The sequence below is a fragment of the Streptomyces sp. NPDC031111 genome (assembly GCF_055570675.1).
On the sequence record NZ_JBVIGS010000007.1, the window covers coordinates 349,264 to 366,282 of the forward strand.

Annotated in this window: 16 protein-coding genes and 2 tRNA genes; 8 read left to right on the forward strand and 10 right to left on the reverse strand. The window is 70.8% G+C overall.

Features of this window, described 5'->3' with window-relative positions:
• Positions 1 to 64: 64 nt before the first annotated feature.
• Entirely contained in the window at positions 65 to 706 is a 642-nt protein-coding gene (locus ACZ470_RS17555; RefSeq protein ID WP_468428086.1) for an alpha/beta hydrolase family protein, read from the reverse strand.
• Position 707: 1 nt separating this feature from the next.
• Entirely contained in the window at positions 708 to 1,523 is an 816-nt protein-coding gene (locus ACZ470_RS17560; RefSeq protein ID WP_468428087.1) for an SOS response-associated peptidase, read from the reverse strand.
• Between the two features lie 60 nt (positions 1,524 to 1,583).
• Between ACZ470_RS17560 and ACZ470_RS17565 the strand changes: the two genes are divergently transcribed.
• From ACZ470_RS17565 to ACZ470_RS17580, 4 genes are all read left to right on the forward strand, one after another.
• The gene (locus ACZ470_RS17565; RefSeq protein ID WP_468428154.1) at positions 1,584 to 2,306 is read left to right on the forward strand and encodes a M50 family metallopeptidase; all 723 of its coding nucleotides are present in this window, start codon (positions 1,584 to 1,586) and stop codon (positions 2,304 to 2,306) included.
• Positions 2,307 to 2,490: 184 nt separating this feature from the next.
• On the forward strand, positions 2,491 to 3,807 hold the full coding sequence (gene aroA / locus ACZ470_RS17570) for a 3-phosphoshikimate 1-carboxyvinyltransferase (RefSeq protein ID WP_468428089.1): 1,317 nt from the start codon (positions 2,491 to 2,493) through the stop codon (positions 3,805 to 3,807).
• A gap of 9 nt (positions 3,808 to 3,816) precedes the next feature.
• The gene (gene rsgA, locus ACZ470_RS17575; RefSeq protein ID WP_468428091.1) at positions 3,817 to 4,827 is read left to right on the forward strand and encodes a ribosome small subunit-dependent GTPase A; all 1,011 of its coding nucleotides are present in this window, start codon (positions 3,817 to 3,819) and stop codon (positions 4,825 to 4,827) included.
• 119 nt (positions 4,828 to 4,946) lie between these two features.
• Positions 4,947 to 5,270, forward strand: coding sequence for a DMT family transporter (locus tag ACZ470_RS17580; RefSeq protein WP_468428093.1), 324 nt, complete (start codon positions 4,947 to 4,949; stop codon positions 5,268 to 5,270).
• Between the two features lie 14 nt (positions 5,271 to 5,284).
• On the opposite strand, the gene ACZ470_RS17585 is transcribed toward ACZ470_RS17580, so the two are convergent.
• Positions 5,285 to 5,893: a TetR/AcrR family transcriptional regulator gene (locus tag ACZ470_RS17585; protein ID WP_468428095.1), complete on the reverse strand. Its 609-nt coding sequence runs from the start codon at positions 5,891 to 5,893 to the stop codon at positions 5,285 to 5,287.
• A gap of 128 nt (positions 5,894 to 6,021) precedes the next feature.
• Between ACZ470_RS17585 and hisN the strand changes: the two genes are divergently transcribed.
• Both hisN and ACZ470_RS17595 read left to right on the forward strand, forming a co-directional pair.
• Positions 6,022 to 6,822 (forward strand): histidinol-phosphatase, encoded by an 801-nt coding sequence (gene hisN / locus ACZ470_RS17590; RefSeq protein WP_468428096.1) that lies wholly within the window; start codon positions 6,022 to 6,024, stop codon positions 6,820 to 6,822.
• A gap of 171 nt (positions 6,823 to 6,993) precedes the next feature.
• Positions 6,994 to 7,395, forward strand: a complete 402-nt coding sequence (locus tag ACZ470_RS17595) for a CBS domain-containing protein (protein ID WP_468428098.1) — start codon at positions 6,994 to 6,996, stop codon at positions 7,393 to 7,395.
• Between the two features lie 70 nt (positions 7,396 to 7,465).
• Here ACZ470_RS17595 and ACZ470_RS17600 read toward each other — a convergent pair whose 3' ends face one another.
• Positions 7,466 to 8,917, reverse strand: coding sequence for a catalase (locus ACZ470_RS17600; protein WP_468428099.1), 1,452 nt, complete (start codon positions 8,915 to 8,917; stop codon positions 7,466 to 7,468).
• Between the two features lie 145 nt (positions 8,918 to 9,062).
• Between ACZ470_RS17600 and ACZ470_RS17605 the strand changes: the two genes are divergently transcribed.
• Positions 9,063 to 9,479: a Fur family transcriptional regulator gene (locus ACZ470_RS17605; RefSeq protein WP_351995150.1), complete on the forward strand. Its 417-nt coding sequence runs from the start codon at positions 9,063 to 9,065 to the stop codon at positions 9,477 to 9,479.
• Positions 9,480 to 9,597: 118 nt separating this feature from the next.
• Here ACZ470_RS17605 and ACZ470_RS17610 read toward each other — a convergent pair.
• The 4 genes from ACZ470_RS17610 to ACZ470_RS17625 all read right to left on the reverse strand — a co-directional run bounded on the left by ACZ470_RS17610 (position 9,598) and on the right by ACZ470_RS17625 (position 14,920).
• Positions 9,598 to 9,671 (reverse strand) — tRNA-Met (locus ACZ470_RS17610).
• A 139-nt stretch (positions 9,672 to 9,810) separates the two neighbouring features.
• Positions 9,811 to 11,628, reverse strand: a complete 1,818-nt coding sequence (locus ACZ470_RS17615) for a tetratricopeptide repeat protein (RefSeq protein WP_468428101.1) — start codon at positions 11,626 to 11,628, stop codon at positions 9,811 to 9,813.
• Positions 11,629 to 11,851: 223 nt separating this feature from the next.
• Positions 11,852 to 11,925: transfer RNA gene (locus ACZ470_RS17620), tRNA-Met, on the reverse strand.
• Positions 11,926 to 11,980: 55 nt separating this feature from the next.
• Positions 11,981 to 14,920 carry a UPF0182 family membrane protein gene (locus ACZ470_RS17625; protein ID WP_468428156.1) on the reverse strand — a complete coding sequence of 980 codons (2,940 nt, stop codon included), beginning with the start codon at positions 14,918 to 14,920 and terminating at the stop codon, positions 11,981 to 11,983.
• Positions 14,921 to 15,084: 164 nt separating this feature from the next.
• On the opposite strand from ACZ470_RS17625, the gene ACZ470_RS17630 reads away from it, so the two are divergent.
• Positions 15,085 to 15,627: a PPA1309 family protein gene (locus ACZ470_RS17630; protein ID WP_468428103.1), complete on the forward strand. Its 543-nt coding sequence runs from the start codon at positions 15,085 to 15,087 to the stop codon at positions 15,625 to 15,627.
• A gap of 22 nt (positions 15,628 to 15,649) precedes the next feature.
• Here ACZ470_RS17630 and ACZ470_RS17635 read toward each other — a convergent pair whose 3' ends face one another.
• Together ACZ470_RS17635 and ACZ470_RS17640 are read right to left on the reverse strand one after the other, a co-directional pair.
• Positions 15,650 to 16,744: a YlbL family protein gene (locus ACZ470_RS17635; protein ID WP_468428104.1), complete on the reverse strand. Its 1,095-nt coding sequence runs from the start codon at positions 16,742 to 16,744 to the stop codon at positions 15,650 to 15,652.
• Positions 16,745 to 16,844: 100 nt separating this feature from the next.
• Complete coding sequence (locus ACZ470_RS17640; protein WP_468428106.1) at positions 16,845 to 17,009, reverse strand: hypothetical protein; 165 nt, start codon at positions 17,007 to 17,009, stop codon at positions 16,845 to 16,847.
• Between the last annotated feature and the right edge of the window lie 10 nt (positions 17,010 to 17,019).

Consider the following 17,019-nt stretch of genomic DNA (forward strand, 5'->3'; position numbering starts at 1 on the left):
GATGCCGTTGACCGGCACATACGTCCGCCACAACAGCGGCGGCCGCGCGGGCATTCCCGGCACCTCAGCCGAGTGAGCCGGCCCACCGCACGACCGCGTCGGTGACGACCGCCACGGCCTCCTCCTGCGTGAGGTCCGCCCGTTTGGGGACGGCGAAGCCGTGATCGCCGTGCGCCACCTCGACCAGTTCGTAGCTCCCCTCGGGAAACTCCTCCGGCCTGCCGAACGGGTCGTTGCCGCCCTGGACGACGAGCGTGGGCACCCCCGCGCCGAGCAGTTCGTCGGCACGTGACTTCTCCGGCCTGCCCGGAGGGTGCAGGGGGAAGCTCAGGGCGAGTACGGCGTGCGCGCCGAGTTCCGTGGCGGTGCGGCAGGCGACGCGGGCGCCGGCGCTGCGCCCGCCCGAGATCACCGGCAGGCCGGGCGCGGCCAGCGCGGGCCAGACGCCGCGCCAGCCGGTGTCCAGGGTCTTCGGCGCGGGTGCCACCTTCTTGCCCGCCACCCGCCAGGGCTGCTCGACCAGGGCGACGGTCACGCCGTGCGCGGGCAACTCGGCGGCGAGCGCCTTCAGGTCCCGGGCCTCGATGCCGCCGCCGGCGCCGTGGCTCGCGGCGAGCACGAGGCGTGCGCGGCCGGGTGCGCGGTGCCAGGTGACGCGTGCGGTGCCGGCGTCCGTCTCAACGGTCTCGGTGGTGTCGGAGGTCACGTCAGAAGAGTGTGCCCTCTTCCGGCGCGGCCAGCTCCTTCAGCAGCTCCGGTCCGTTGTTGCGGACATTGCTGACCGCCGTGGTGACCGGGTAGGCGCGCATCAGACCGGGCGGCGGCGGGGCGAGGAGCTCGCGCAGCTCGTCGACGTCGGTGCGGGCGGGGTCCAGCCAGGCGTCCCAGCGGTCCGGGGTGAGCATCAACGGCATCCGCGGGTGGATCTCGGCGAGCGCGTGCGGGCCGTCCGCCGGGGACACCGCCAGCGGACTCGTCTCCGCCTCGGTGGTGATGACGGAGCACGTCACCCACCAGGCCCCCGGATGGTCGTCCGGCAGCGTCCGGTCCCGCCAGAACTCGTACAGCCCCGCCATCGCGAACACCGTGCCGTCGGCCGGGGTCACGAAGTACGGCTGCTTGCGGGGCCGCTTCTTCTTCCCCTCGACCTCCAGGTCCCGCTCCTGCTTGCCGGTGACCCACTCGTAGTAGCCGTCGGCGGGCAGGATGCAGCGCCGGGAGGAGAAGGCGCGGCGGTAGGACGGCTTCTCGTGCACGGTCTCCGCGCGGGCGTTGATCATCCGCGCCCCGCCCTCGGGCGTCTTCGACCAGGAGGGCACCAGGCCCCACTTCAGCTTCCGCAGCTGCCGAACCGGGCGCGGGTCCGCCGCGTCCTTCAGGGCACGGTCGAGAACGGCGAAGACCTCCTTGGTCGGTGCCACGTTGTAGTCGGGCTCCAGGGTCTCCTCCGGCTCCCACTTCTCGATTTCGAAGATTCCCGCGAGATCCTCGGGTGCCCGACTCGCTGCATACCGTCCGCACATACGTGCAACACTGCCAGACTCCGCACGCGCAGAGGGAGCAATCGCACACACATGGAAAGCATGGTCAGCACCGCCTCCGCCTCACTCGCCTCCCTCTGGGACGAGGTCTCCGGCACGCAGCCCGACCCGGATGTGTGGGTGGTCGTCGCCACACTGGTCGCCGCGGCCGCCGTCGTCGTACCGCAGGGGCCCTGGCGGCTGTCCCGGAACGCCGTCACGATCGCCCACGAGGGCGGGCACGGACTCGTGGCGCTGCTCACCGGCCGCACGCTGACAGGGATACGCCTGCATTCGGACACCAGCGGCCTGACCGTCAGCCGGGGCAAGCCGCACGGCCTGGGCATGATCCTCACGGCCGCCGCCGGCTACACCGCTCCCCCGCTGCTGGGCCTGGGCGGCGCCGCGCTGCTCGGCGCCGGGCGCATCACGCTGCTGCTGTGGCTGGCCACGGGGCTGCTGATGGCGATGCTGGTGATGATCCGCAACGCGTACGGCGCGCTGACCGTGGTCGTCACCGGCGGCACCTTCGTCGTGGTGTCCTGGCTGGCCGGCCCCCAGGTGCAGGCGGCGTTCGCGTACGCCGTGGTGTGGTTCCTGCTCCTCGGCGGAGTGCGCCCGGCGTTCGAACTCCAGGCCAAGCGCTCCCACGGCGGCGCCCCCGACTCGGACGCGGACCAACTGTCCCGCCTGACGCACGTCCCGGCGGGCCTGTGGCTCTTCCTCTTCCACGCGGTGTCCCTGTGCTCCCTGCTGGGCGGCGGCAGGTGGCTCCTGGAGTTGTAGGGTCTGTGGGATTGGGCGCGAGCAGCCAACCTCGGCTGAGGCATGGGGCTGCGAGCGGCCAACGTCGACTGGGCATGGGGCTGCGAGCAGCCAACCCAAGGGGCGCGGGGAACTACGCGACCAGCCCCCACGCAGCCGCACTGGACAACGGCCCGCACGCCCCCCTCCTTATAGAGTGGGCCCCATGGCCCGAACCCCCGCAGACACCGCCCTCTGGCCCGCCCCGCACGCGAGCGGAGCCGTCGACGCGACGGTCCACGTGCCCGGGTCCAAGTCGGTCACCAACCGCGCGCTCGTCCTCGCCGCCCTCGCCTCCGAGCCGGGCTGGCTGCGCCGCCCCCTGCGCTCCCGCGACACCCTGCTGATGGCGGGCGCGCTGCGCGCGATGGGCGTGGAGATCGAGGAGGGCGTGGGTCCCGACGGCACCGGCGAGGCCTGGCGGGTGCTGCCCACGGGCCTGCGCGGCCCGGCCACCGTCGATGTCGGCAACGCCGGCACGGTGATGCGGTTCCTGCCCCCGGTCGCCACGCTCGCCGACGGCCCCGTCCGCTTCGACGGCGACCCCCGGTCGTACGAGCGTCCCCTGAACGGCGTCATCGACGCGCTGCGTCACCTGGGCGCCCGGATCGACGACGAGGACCGCGGCGCGCTGCCGATGACGGTGCACGGCGGCGGCGCGCTGGACGGCGGCACGGTGGAGGTCGACGCCTCCTCGTCCTCCCAGTTCGTCAGCGCCCTGCTGCTGTCCGCGCCGCGCTTCAACCAGGGCGTCGAGGTCCGCCACACCGGCGCGACGCTGCCGTCCCTGCCGCACATCCGGATGACCGTCGACATGCTCCGCGCGGTGGGTGCCCAGGTGGACACCCCCGAGTCGGGCGGAGAGCCCAACGTCTGGCGGGTCACCCCGGGCGCGCTGCTGGGCCGGGACCTCACCGTCGAACCGGATCTGTCCAACGCCCAGCCGTTCCTGGCGGCGGCGCTGGTCACCGGCGGCAAGGTCATGATCCCGGACTGGCCGGCCCGTACCACCCAGCCCGGTGACCGGCTGCGGGAGATCTTCACCGGGATGGGCGGTTCCTGCGAGCTGACCGAGTCCGGGCTCGTGTTCACCGGCTCCGGCTCGATCCACGGCATCGACGTGGACCTCGGCGAGGTCGGCGAGCTGACGCCCGGCATCGCGGCCGTAGCGGCGCTCGCGGACTCCCCGTCCACCCTGCGGGGCGTGGCCCATCTGCGGCTGCACGAGACGGACCGCCTGGCCGCGCTGACCAAGGAGATCAACGAACTCGGCGGCGACGTCACCGAGACCGCCGACGGGCTCCACATCCGCCCGCGCCGGCTGCACGGCGGGGTCTTCCACACCTACGAGGACCACCGCATGGCCACCGCCGGCGCGATCATCGGCCTCGCGGTCGAGGGGGTGCGGATCGAGAACGTGGCGACCACGGCGAAGACGCTGCCGGACTTCCCCGAGCTGTGGACCGGGATGCTCGGGGCGTAGGGGTTCACCATGCGCCGCTACGGCAAGCACACCGACGAGGACGACATCCGCTCCCGCCCCAACCGCAGGGGCAACCGGCCGCGCACCCACACCCGGCCCAAGCACGAGGACGCCGCCGAGGGCATGGTCCTCACCGTGGACCGGGGCCGGCTGACCTGCCTCGTCGAGGACCGTGTCGTGATGGCGATGAAGGCCCGCGAGCTGGGCCGCAAGGCGGCGGTGGTCGGTGACCGGGTGGCGATCGTGGGCGACCTGTCCGGGAAGAAGGACACCCTCGCGCGGATCGTGCGGATCGGGGAGCGCGCGTCGGTGCTGCGCCGTACCGCGGACGACGACGACCCCTACGAGCGGGTCGTCGTCGCCAACGCCGACCAGCTCGCCGTGGTCACCGCCCTCGCCGATCCCGAGCCGCGGCCGCGGCTGATCGACCGCTGCCTGGTCGCGGCGTTCGACGGCGGGCTCGAGCCGCTGCTGGTGCTGACCAAGTCGGACCTCGCGCCGCCCGACAAGCTGCTGGAGCTGTACGGCGACCTCGACATCCCGTACGTCGTCACCAGCCGCGCGGAGTTGGAGAGCGGCGAGGCCGCGGACCGGGTGCGGGAGCAGTTGGACGGCCGGATCACGGCGTTCGTGGGGCACTCCGGCGTCGGCAAGACGACACTGGTCAACGCGCTGGTGCCGGAGGAACGGCGGCGTACGACCGGACTCGTCAACGCGGTGACCGGGCGGGGGCGGCACACCACGACGTCCGCGCTGGCGCTGCCGCTGCTCGGCGCGGACGGCTGGGTGATCGACACCCCGGGAGTGCGGTCCTTCGGGCTCGCCCATGTCGATCCGTCCCGGGTCATCCACGCCTTCCCCGAGCTGGAGGCGGGCACGGAGGGCTGTCCGCGCGCGTGCAGTCACGACGAGCCGGACTGCGCGCTGGACGCCTGGGTGGCCGAGGGGCACGCGGACCCGGCGCGGCTGTACTCGCTGCGGCGGCTGCTCGCGACGCGGGAGCGCACGGAGGGCGACTGACCTTCGCGTTGTTTGTCGTGGTGTCCGGACGGTAAGTGCATAATCGCACCGAGCCGGATCCGAACCTGCCGAACCTGGCGAAGCGGTCACTGGACGTGGCGAATGCGGGAGGACGACACATGGCGTGGCTGCTGGTCGTTGTGGCCGGGTTGCTCGAGACGGGCTTCGCCGTGTGCCTGAAGCTGTCGCACGGCTTCACACGGCTGTGGCCGACCGTCGCGTTCTGCGCGTTCGCGCTGGGCAGCTTCGGTCTGCTGACCCTGTCGCTGAAGAAGCTGGACGTGGGACCCGCGTACGCGGTGTGGACGGGCATCGGCGCGGCGGGGACGGCGGTCTACGGGATGGTGTTCCTCGGGGACCTGGTGTCGACGCTGAAGATCGTGTCGATCACGCTGGTGATCGTCGGTGTGATCGGGTTGCAGCTGTCGGGGTCCGCGCACTGAGCCACTCGCGGTCTCTACGGGACCGGCTGCCGGTGCAGCGCGCCGCGCACCAGGTCGGCGACACCGTTGTCGGCCGGTGGCGCGGCGACGCAGGACAGGGCGAGGCGGACCACGAGCTCGCAGGACCGGGCCAGGTCGGTGGTGTCGGACCGGGGGACGCCTGGGCCGGCCAGCGCGGCGACGGCACGGTCGCGGACCAGGGCGACGAAGTCGGTGGGTGAGGGCAGCGGGCCGTCGGCGCGACGCTGCGCGGGCACGGCGGATCCGGACGGTACGGCCGAGAGGGTCGGGGCGGGCAGGCGTTCGCCCCAGAAGCCGGTGAGCATGGCGCGGACCAGCGCGTTCTCGCGGGCGCTGACGGTGGTCCACTCGGCGGTGGCGGTCAGCCGGTCGCGGGGGTCACCGTGCCCGGTGAGCGCGCGTTCGACGCCGGCGAGGTAGCCGTCGGCCTCCCTGCGGACGAGGGCGCGGGCGAGGCCGTCCTTGCTGCCGAACTCGTTGTACAGCGTCTGCCGGGAGACCCCGGCCGCGGCGGCCACGTCCACCATCCGGACCGCGGACCACGGTCGGCGCGCGAGTGCGGTGTAAGCGGCGTCCAGCAGAGATTCCCGCGCTGCAGGCATCTTCGCCTCCCTCGGGGCCAGTGGCCGACCCTGCGGTTAGATTTGACGCGCCGTCGGGCACTGTCAAGGGTTCGCGGAACCCTCCCCCCGGTAGCCCCGCAGCGACCTCGGCAGATACCGTTCATTGCATGCCCGACTACCTCGACGACCTGCGTCTCGCCCACGTCCTCGCGGATGCCGCCGACGCCGCGACGACGGAACGGTTCAAGGCTCTCGACCTGAAGGTGGAGACCAAACCGGACATGACGCCGGTGACCGAGGCGGACAAGGCCGCGGAGGAGCTCATCCGCGGCCACCTCAAACGGGCCCGCCCGAGGGACGCGGTCCTGGGTGAGGAGTACGGCGTGGAGGGCACCGGCCCCCGGCGCTGGGTGATCGACCCGATCGACGGCACCAAGAACTATGTGCGCGGGGTTCCCGTGTGGGCCACGCTGATCGCGCTGATGGAGGCGGGTGAGGGCGGCTTCCAGCCGGTCGTCGGGGTCGTCTCCGCCCCCGCCCTCGGCCGCCGCTGGTGGGCGGCGCAGGGGCACGGCGCCTTCGCCGGCCGCAGCCTGTCGTCGGCCTCCCGGCTGGGTGTCTCCCGGGTCTCCAAGCTCTCCGACGCCTCCTTCGCGTACTCCTCGCTCAGCGGCTGGGAGGAGCAGGGGCGGCTGGACGGCTTCCTCGACCTGACCCGCGAGGTGTGGCGCACGCGCGCGTACGGCGACTTCTGGCCGTACATGATGGTCGCCGAGGGGTCGGTCGACATGTGCGCCGAGCCGGAGCTGTCGCTCTGGGACATGGCCGCCACCGCGATCGTGGTCACGGAGGCCGGCGGCTCCTTCACCGGGCTCGACGGCCGTCCCGGACCGCACAGCGGCAACGCGGCGGCGTCGAACGGACTGCTGCACGACGAGTTGCTGGGGTATCTCAACCAGCGTTACTGAGAGGCACGAGGTGAGCGTGCGCGCCCCCGATCGGCCGCACGCGCCCCCTTGTTGACCCCCGCTTTGCCTGCCACTCTGAGAGTCCCCCCACTTGTGAATTTGTGAAACCGTGAACTAGCGGGCCTCCGGGCCCCTTGACCACGCGGTTTCCGGTAGGAGGTGGCTCCATCCATGCTCGTCCGTGACGCCATGAGCACCGTGGTCCTCACCATCGGCCCCGCCCACACCCTCCGACAGGCCGCAGCCCTGATGTCCGCCCGCCGGGTGGGCGCGGCCGTGGTCCTCGATCCCGACGGCACCGGCATCGGCATTCTCACCGAGCGGGACGTCCTCAACTCCGTCGGGCTCGGCCAGGACCCCGACACCGAGCGCGCCCATGCCCACACCACCACCGACGTCGTCTTCGCCGCCCCGGCCTGGACCCTGGAGGAGGCCGCCGCCGCCATGGCCCACGGCGGATTCCGCCATCTGATCGTTCTCGACCGGGGCGAGCCCGCCGGCATCGTCTCGGTCCGCGACATCATCCGCTGCTGGGCACCCGAGCGGCAGCGGGCCCAGCAGGTTCCGGCCTGACGGCACGGGAACGGGCCGGACCCCCGAGGGGAGTCCGGCCCGTCGATCGACAAGCGGTCCAGCGCTGGTGTCAGCCGCGCAGGGCCTGGACCGCGGCCTCCAGCCGCTTGCCGAAGTCCTCGTCCGCCTGACGGAAGTTGTTGATCGCGCGCTCGGCGATGTCGTCGCGCGTGACCCCGGAGATGGCGTTCGCCAGGTTGTTGACCAGGCGCTCCTTCTCCTCCTCGGTCATCAGCCGGTACAGGTTGCCCGCCTGGACGAAGTCGTTGTCCTCGGCGTGGACGGGCGTGACCGTCTCACCGGTGACACCGGTGACGGCCGTGGGCTGCCACAGCGCACGGTCCGTCTGGAACGGGCCGCCGAAGCTGTTCGGCTCGTAGTTCTTCGCGCCCTTGTGGCGGCCGTCGTACAGGAAGCCGTCACGGGAGTGGGTCCGCGCCTCGGTGGCGTGCGGGCGGTTCACCGGCAGGTGGTCGGCGTTGATGCCGACGCGGTAGCGGTGGGCGTCGCCGTACGCGAAGAGACGGCCCTGGAGCATCTTGTCCGGGGAGGGACCGATGCCCGGCACGAAGTGGGCGGGGCTGAAGATGGACTGCTCGACCTCGGCGAAGATGTTCTCCGGGTTGCGGTTGAGCTCCAGCTTGCCGAACTCGATCAGCGGGTAGTCCGCGTGCGGCCAGACCTTGGTCAGGTCGAACGGGTTGAAGCGGTACGTCGCCGCCTCGGCCGCCGGCATCACCTGGACGTAGACGGTCCAGGACGGGAAGTCGCCGCGCTCGATGGCCTCGCGCAGGTCCCGCTGGTGGGAGTCGGGGTCCTTGCCCGCGAGGACCTCGGCCTCCTCGGCGGTCAGGTTCTTGATGCCCTGGTCCGTCTTAAAGTGGTACTTGACCCAGAAGACCTCGCCGGCCTCGTTGTTCCACTGGTAGGTGTGCGAGCCGAAGCCGTCCATGTGGCGGTACGACGCCGGGATGCCGCGGTCACCGAACAGCCAGGTCACCTGGTGCGTGGACTCGGGCGACAGGCCCCAGAAGTCGAAGACGTTGTCCGCCTCCTGCGAGCCGGTGTAGGGGTCGCGCTTCTGGGTGTGGATGAAGTCCGGGAACTTGATGGCGTCCCGGATGAAGAAGACCGGGGTGTTGTTGCCGACGAGGTCGTAGTTGCCCTCCTCGGTGTAGAACTTCAGCGCGAAACCGCGCGGGTCGCGCACGGCGTCCGCGGCGCCCAGGTTGCCGGCCACCGTCGAGAAGCGCAGGAAGGTCTCCGTCTGCTTGCCGACCTCGGAGAGGAACTTGGCCCTCGTGTACTTCGTGACATCGGCGGTCACCGTGAAGGTGCCGTAGGCACCGGCACCGCGGGCGTGCACCACACGCTCCGGGATGCGCTCGCGGTTGAAGTGGGCCAGCTTCTCCAGGAGGAGCTGGTCCTGAACGAGCACCGGGCCACCGACGCCCGCGGTCTCGCTGTTCTGGTTGTCGGCAACCGGAGCACCGGCCTCCGTAGTAAGCGGTCCCTGCGTCACGTGCGCCTCCTGCTTCATTGCTGACCAACCCTGTGCCTTGGCCAAAACCGAGCTCGATCCTACAATGGACAATGTCTAAGTCAAGTGAGGCTCCAAAGTCACACCCGTTCGGGATTCCCGTCCCCCTGCTGCTAGGCTGGTGCGCATGAGTGACCTTCTGGAACGGCTCCGCGGACGTGGATGGCGGATGACCGCGCAGCGCCGTGTCGTGGCCGAGGTCCTCGACGGCGAACACGTCCACCTGACGGCCGACGAGGTGCACGCCAGGGCTGTCGCCAAGCTGCCCGAGATCTCCCGGGCGACCGTCTACAACACCCTGGGCGAGCTGGTCTCGCTCGGTGAGGTGCTGGAGGTCGCCACGGACAAGCGGGCCAAGCGCTACGACCCCAACGCCCACCGCCCGCACCACCACCTGGTGTGCGCGCGATGCGGCGCGATCCGCGACGTCCACCCGACCGGCAATCCGCTGGCCGACCTCCCCGACACGGAGCGCTTCGGCTTCACGGTCTCGGACGTCGAGGTGACGTACCGCGGGGTCTGCCCGAACTGCGCGGCGGCGTAGCGGGCCCTCTCATACATGGGCGAGAGCCCCGGCACCGATCGGTGCCGGGGCTCTTTCCCGCGCGCGACACAAACACCGAGGGCCGGAACCCTTTCGGATTCCGGCCCTCGGCCTTCAGTAGCGGGGACAGGATTTGAACCTGCGACCTCTGGGTTATGAGCCCAGCGAGCTACCGAGCTGCTCCACCCCGCGTCGATGAATGAAACACTACGTCAACCCAACCAACAGAAGCAAATCCGTTTCCCCCCCAGCTGCTCGGCGGTCGCCGCCGCCCCAGCTGCGGGCAGTCGTGCCGCTGGGGCGGGCAAGCAAACCCACCCCCGCCCAGCACTCACGCAGACAGTTCCTCCCGCAACGCGTCCCGCAACCGCGCCGCCCGCTCCGTGACCGCCACCGGCCCCAGCGCAGCGGCCCGCTCCGCCCACCGCTGCCCCTCCGCAAGCTCCCCCCGCCGCGCATACACCAGCGCGAGCCGCAACGCCGCCCGCCCATGCCCCGCATCGGCCGCCCGCGTCCACCACACCGCCGCCTCGGGCTCACTGCCCTCACGCGCCAGCAGCAGCCCCAGATTGAAGGCACCGTTACGGGACCCGGCCTCCGCCGCCTCCCGGTACCACCGCGCCGCCTCGACCACGTCACCCCGTGCCGCCGCGAGCATCCCCACCCGCACCTGCGCCCGCCGGTGCCCCTGCGAGGCCGCCCGCTCGTACCACTCCTCGCACTCGCTGCGCCGGTTCACCGGCTCCCCCAGCTCATGGGCAGGCTCCGGCGGTCTACGGGCGTCCAGCACCGTCGCCAGCCGGTAGGCGGCCTCCGCGCTCCCGCCCCCCGCGGCGCACCGCAGGAACCGCTCCGCCTCGCTCTCGTCGCCCTCCCGCAGCCGCGCCATGCCGACCTGGAGCGCCGCCTCCGCGTGCCCGGCCGCCGCCGCCCGCTCGTACCAGCGCAGCGCGGCCTCGTCCTCGCCCCGGCCCGCGTGCAGGATGCCGAGGTTGAAGGCGGCGTCCACGCTGCCGGCCTCCGCGGCCTTGGAGAACCACGGCTCCGCTCCGGTCCGGTCCCCGGACCGGAGCAGCAGGATCGCCAGCGCGTTCGCCGCCTCCCGGTGTCCGGCGTAGGCGGCCCGGCGGTACCACTGCTCGGCCGGGGCGGTCCGGCCCCGGTCGGCGCAGAGCAGCCCGAGGTTGTACGCGCCGTTGATGTCGCCCGCGTCCATGGCGGCCCGGTACCAGCGCTCGGCGGTCTGGGTCTCACCCCGCTCGGCGTGCAGCGCGCCCAGTGCGTTGGCGGCGTTGCCGTCGCCGTCCTGCGCGGCCCGCAGCCACCACACGGCGGCGTTCTCGGTGTCGCCGGCGTCACGCAGCAGGAAGCCGAGCGCGCAGGCGGCCCGTGCCTCGCCGTCCTTGGCGGAGGTCAGGTACCAGCGGCCGGCCTCCTTGAGCTCGCCGCGCTTCTCCAGGATCGCCCCGAGGTGCAGTGCGGCCCGGCGGTGACCGCGCGCGGCGGCCTGCCGGTACCACTGCTCGGCCTCCTCCAGCAGTGCCGCGCCGGCGTCGTCGCTCTCCCCGGCGGCCCTGTGGTCCAGCGCGCGGGCCAGCCGGTACGCCCCCTCCCGGTGCCCCCGTTCGGCGGCGGCCCGCATCCAGCGCTCGGCCCCCGCCCTGTCCCCGCGGTGTTCCAGCAGGTCGGCGAGGGCGTACGCGCCGAGGGTGTGGCCCTGCTCGGCGGACTGGCGCAGCCAGTACTCGGCGGCGGGTTCGTCCCCGCGCTCACGGTGGTGACGGCCGAGCGCGTGCGCCGCCGCGGTGGAGCCGGCGACGGCGGCGATCCGCCACCAGCCCGCGGCCTCGTCGGCGTAGCCCCGCTGGTGCAGCAGGACACCCAGGTTGTTGGCGGCGGCGCGGTCGCCCTCGGCGGTGGCGGCACGCAGATGGGGTTCGGCTCCGTCGAGATCACCGCGGCGCAGCAGCATGGCACCGAGGACGCTCATCGCCTCGACGTCGCCGGCCTCGGCCGCGAGCCGCCGGCGCAGCTCCTCGGCCGCCTCGTCGGCGGCCTCTCCCGCCTCGTCGCGGGGTTCCTCCCGAGGGGAGGACTGCACAAAACGCCCTGTCCCGAACAGAGTTGCCTTGTCCCCCATAACATCCATCGTCGCACCACCTGCAACCTGGGTACACCTGGTATACCGCAGTCAGTGAGGTCACTTCAGCGTTTTGTCGACATGCCCACAGAGAGACAAGTCAAACACAGATCCGCCAACTCCCGTCGGCGGCACGGCCGTCGTCCACCCAGGCACATGCGTTCGCACAGCACAAAGGCCCGGACTCCTGGAGGAATCCGGGCCTTTGCTGTCGCCTACCGGGCGACTTCAGTAGCGGGGACAGGATTTGAACCTGCGACCTCTGGGTTATGAGCCCAGCGAGCTACCGAGCTGCTCCACCCCGCGCCGTTGTGCTGCAACCGTAGCACGGCGCGGGACGGGCCTCTGACCAGCCTGTCGGCTAACTGCTCGGGCTCGCGTCGGGACTGGGACTGCTGTCCCCGCCGCCGGCGCCGCCACCTCCTTCGGCGGACTGGGCGTCCTCAGCCCTGCGCAGCGCGTCCTCCAGGTCCTTCTGCGCCTGGCCGTACGCCTCCCAGTCGTTCTTCTTCAGGGCTTCCTGGCCTGCCTCGAAGGCCTCCTGGGCGTCGTTCAGCGCCTCCTGGACCGTGGGGTTCTCGGACGTCGGCGGTGGTGGCGTGCCCTCGTCCTCCCCGGTTCCCTCGTCCTCGCCCGGTGGTGGCTCGGTGGTCGTGCCCTCGCCTCCGAAGACCTTGTCGAGGGCCTGGTCGAGGGTGTCCTCGAACGCGGTCTGGCCTCCGTAGGTGACCAGCACCTTCCGCAGCAGCGGGTACTTCAGTCCACCACCGCGTACGTAGACCGGCTCCACGTAGAGCAGTCCTCCGTCGAGCGGGACCGCCAGGAGATTGCCGTACTCGACCTCGGAGTCGCCGCCTCTCAGCAGCCTGATCGACTCGGCGATGTCCTGTTCGGAGTTGAACTGGCTCTGGACCTGTTTGGGTCCGGCGGCCGTGGTGCTCGTCGGCAGCTTCAGGACTCTGATCTTGCCGTAGTCCTCGGTGCCCGGATCGGCGTTCACCGCCATGAAGGCACTGAGGTTGTCACGGCCGTTCGGAGTGAACGTCGTCGTGAGCGAGAAGGTCTGCTCCTGCTGATCGGGCATCTTCATGCTCAGGTAGTACGGAGGCACCGCGTCGCCCGTCTTGTTGGTCGGGTCGTCCGGCACCTGCCACACCTCGCTGCCCGAGAGGAACGTCGTGGCGTCCTTCACGTGGTAGCGGGTCAGCAGTTCGCGCTGCACCTTGAACAGGTCCTGCGGATACCGCAGATGGGACAGCAGCTCGTCGGAGATCTCGGTCTTCGGCTCCACCGTGTCCGGGAAGGCCTTCATCCAGGTCTTCAGGACGGGGTCCTGGGTGTCCCACTGGTAGAGCTTGACCTCGCCGCTGTACGCGTCGACGGTCGCCTTCACCGAGTTGCGGATGTAGTTGACCTGGTTCTGCTGGGCCACCACCGCGCGCTGGTCGTTGGTGGCGGTCAGCGAGTCGGCCGTGGTGTCACCGAGCGTGGTGCGCGACGCGTACGGATAGCCGTTGGTCGTCGTGTAGGCGTCGACGATCCACTGGATCCGGCCGTCCACGACCGCCGGGTAGGCGTCGCCGTCGATGGTCAGCCACGGGGCGATCGCCTCGACGCGCTCCTTGGGCGTGCGGTTGTACAGGATCCTCGAACCCTCGCCGATGGCGCCCGAGTACAGGATCTGCGGCTCGCTGAACGCGACCGCGTAGGCGGCCCGGTTCATCGGGTTGGCGAGGTTGACCCCGCTGTCGCCCTGGTAGCTGTACGTCTTCTCGCCGCTGTCGTCGGAGTAGTCGATCTCCTTCTGGGGACCGCCGACGATCGAGTACGTCGTCGTCCGCTCGCCGTAGTAGACGCGCTGCTCGTACGACCCGAGGTCGCCCTTGGAGGGCAGGTCGGACTCGGTGAACGCCGGACGGCCGCCGGCGTCGGCGCTGGTGCCCTCGGCGGCGACGACTCCGTAGCCGTGCGTGTAGCGGAAGTGGTCGTTGATCCAGTTCCGCTTGGGGATGCCGTTGAGGTTCAGCTCGCGCAGACCGATGACCGTGTCCTGGTCCTTGCCGTCCTTGGTGTACCGGTCCACGTCCAGGTTGGTCGGGAACGCGTAGTAGTTCCTGATCTGCTGGAGCTGCTGGAACGTCGGCGAGACGATGTTCGGGTCCATGATGCGGATGCTCGCCGTGCTGCCGACGTCGTCCCGCAGCTGGGTCTTGTCCTCGGTCTGGCTGGTGCCCGGGTACTCGGTGACCTGGGAGTCGTCGATGCCGTAGGCCTCACGCGTGGCCTTGAGGTTCTTCTCGACGTAGGGCGCTTCCTTGGCCTGCTCGTTCGGCTGGACCTGGAACTTCTGCACGATCGCCGGGTACAGGCCGCCGATGAGGATCGCCGACAGCACCATCAGGCCGAAGCCGATCACGGGCAGCTGCCAGGTGCGCCGCCAGAGGGTGGCGAAGAACAGCAGCGCGCAGATCACGGCGATGCAGAACAGGATCGTCTTGGCGGGCAGATAGGCGTTCGCGTCGACGTACCTGAGGCCCGTCCAACTGTCGGTGGCCTTGAAGTCGCTGGACTTCACCGCCAGTCCGTACCGGTCGAGCCAGTAGGCGACCGCCTTGAGGGCGACGAAGACGCCGAGGAGCACCGACAGGTGTCCGGTCGCCGCGGCCGTGGCACGGGCGCCCGGGCTGGTGACGCGGAGCCCGCCGTACAGGTAGTGGGTGAGGGCGGCGGCGATCAGCGCCAGGATCGTGGCGGCGAAGCCGAAGCCGAGCAGGAACCGGTACCAGGGCAGGTCGAAGGCGTAGAACGAGACGTCGAGCTTGAACTGCGGGTCCTTCTGCCCGAAGGACACGCCGTTGACCCACATCAGCCAGGTCCGCCACTGGCCCGACGCCGAGGCGCCGGCGATCAGGCCCACCAGGGCGGTGATGCCGAGCAGCAGCCACTTCTTGTACGGGGCGATGCCCATCCGGTACCGGTCGAGGTTCTGCTGCTCCATCGACATGGCGCTCAGCGGCGGCCGCATCCGGTGTGCCAGCCAGATGTTGAAGCCGACCGCGAGGGCCATCAGCAGACCGAAGACGAAGAACAGCCCGATCTTGGTCCACAGGGTCGTCGTGAACACGGACGAGTAGTTGACCGAGCGATACCACAGCCAGTCGGTCCAGAAGCCCGCGAACATGGTGAACACCATGCCGAGGACGGCCAGGACGCCCAGTGTCATGAGCAGGGTCCGGACCCGCCGGGACGGGCGGCCCACTCTGATCCGTGGCCCCGTCGGGCCTCCGCCGCGGTCCGGCATCTGGAAAGCCAAGGTAGGCACCTCGAAGTTCGCTGTTGATTCGTCAAGCCCGCGGTTTCACGGACCGTGAGTGGCCCCCCGTGATCGTGGGCCCACACCTATGCAACTTACTCACGCTTTACTCGGTTCCCGATTCCGGCCAGGAACGAGAGAGGATTGTGACCATGTCCAACACACCCATGGCGGCCAACCCGCTCACCCGGGCCGTGCTCGAGATCGACGAGTACGTCTCCGGCCTCGGCTGGGACCAGCCCGCCCGCCTGTTCGCCCTCGTCGACACCGCCCGGCTGCGGGCCGAACAGCCCTCGCTCGCCGACCGGCTCGGTCTGGGCGACGAACAGGAGACGACCGCCCTCACCCCGATCGAGCAGGACGAGATTCCAACGGGCAAGCCGCTCGACGAGTTCCTGGGCACCATCGCCTGGCCCGACGCGGTGACCGGCTGCGCCCTGACCGTGGAGCGGCTGATGCTGCCGCCGTCGGCCGAGGCACAGGTGCCGAAGGGTCTGGGCGGGGCCGCGCTGACGAAGTGGGTGGCGGAGCACCCGGAGCGTCAGGAGGTCCGGATGACGGTCGCGGTGCTGCGCGACGGCACCCGCGAGTCTGCCCTGCGGCTGCGTGAGAAGGACTCCCCCACGGAGGTCCTCACCGGCTCCGAACTGGTGCCGGGCCTGGCCGAGGCCCTGACGGCGACGTTCGAGGAGTAGCCCTCCCGATCCGGCGGTCCGGTCAGGACACCGTGCACTTCGGCAGGTCCTCGGTGTCGCCGGACCGGATGTCCTCGAGGGCGCCGAGAGCGTCGTCGATGGTGTTCACCTTGACCAGGGTGAGGCCCTCGGGGATGTCCCTGGCGGCGGACGCGCAGTTGTCGGCGGGCGTGAGGAAGTACTCGGCGCCCTTGCCGCGGGCGCCGACCGTCTTCATCTCGATCCCGCCGATCGGCCCGACCTTGCCGTTGTCGTCTATCGTGCCGGTGCCGGCGACGAACTCGCCGCCGGTCAGACTGCCCGGCGTGAGCTTGTCGTAGATGCCGAGGGCGAACATCAGTCCCGCGCTCGGCCCGCCGACGTCGGCCAGCTTGATGTCGATGGAGAACGGGAAGGTGTGGTCCGTCCCGGCGGAGATCCCGACGATGGCGCGCTGTTCGCCGCCGTCGTCGGAGGTCGTCGTGGTGATCGTGACCTTCTCGGTCCTCGTCACCGTCCGGTTCTCCTTCTCGGCGGCGGCCTGCTCCTTGGCGGGCACGATCGTGAAGACGACGTCCTCGCCCGGCTTGTGCTCGGTCACCAGCTCGGCGACGTCGGCCGGCTCCTTCACCGTCTCGCCGTCGACCGCCTTGATCACGTCGCCCGCGTGCAGCCTGCCCTCGGACGGGGACCCCTTGACGACGGTGGAGACGATCACCCAGGACTTCACCGGGACGTCGAGCTCCTTCAGGGCCGCGACCTTGGCGCTCTCCTGGGACTGGCTGAACTCCTCGGCGTTCTCCTGGGTGGACTCCTCCTCCGTCTTGCCGTCGGGGTAGAGGGTCTCGTGCGGCACGACCTTGTTGTCGTGCGCCAGCCACCCGTAGACGGCCTCGACGAGGTTCATCCGGTACTCGGCGCTGGTGACCCGCACCGTGGTCATGTTGAGGTGACCGTCCGTCGGATAGGTCTTCCGCCCGGCGATCTGCAGCACCGGCTCGCCGTCGTGATCACCCAGCGTGTTCACCGTCGGCCCCGGGGACATCTCCGAGTAGGGCACGGGGATGAACACTCCCGCGCACAGAAGCGCGATCAGCATCAGGGTGGAGGCGAGCATCGTCGCGGTGCGGCGTGGCATGCCTCGACAGTACGGGACGGGCCTGTCAGCGCACCGTCAGGGCCGCCCGGACGGGCGGCCCTGCTCGCGTCGTACGCCGTGACCTGCTGTTTCCCGGTCCTCAGCCACCCGAGCGCGGTTTCTCCATGGCCTCGCGGAAACGGGCGTAACCGATGAGTTCGGGGCCGTCGCTCCGCGCCTTGCGGGTGCGATTGGCCCAACTGCCCCACAGCCCCGCTCCGATCGCGGCCACAAGCGGAATCAGCAACCAGGCAAGCGCCGCCATGCCGACCTCC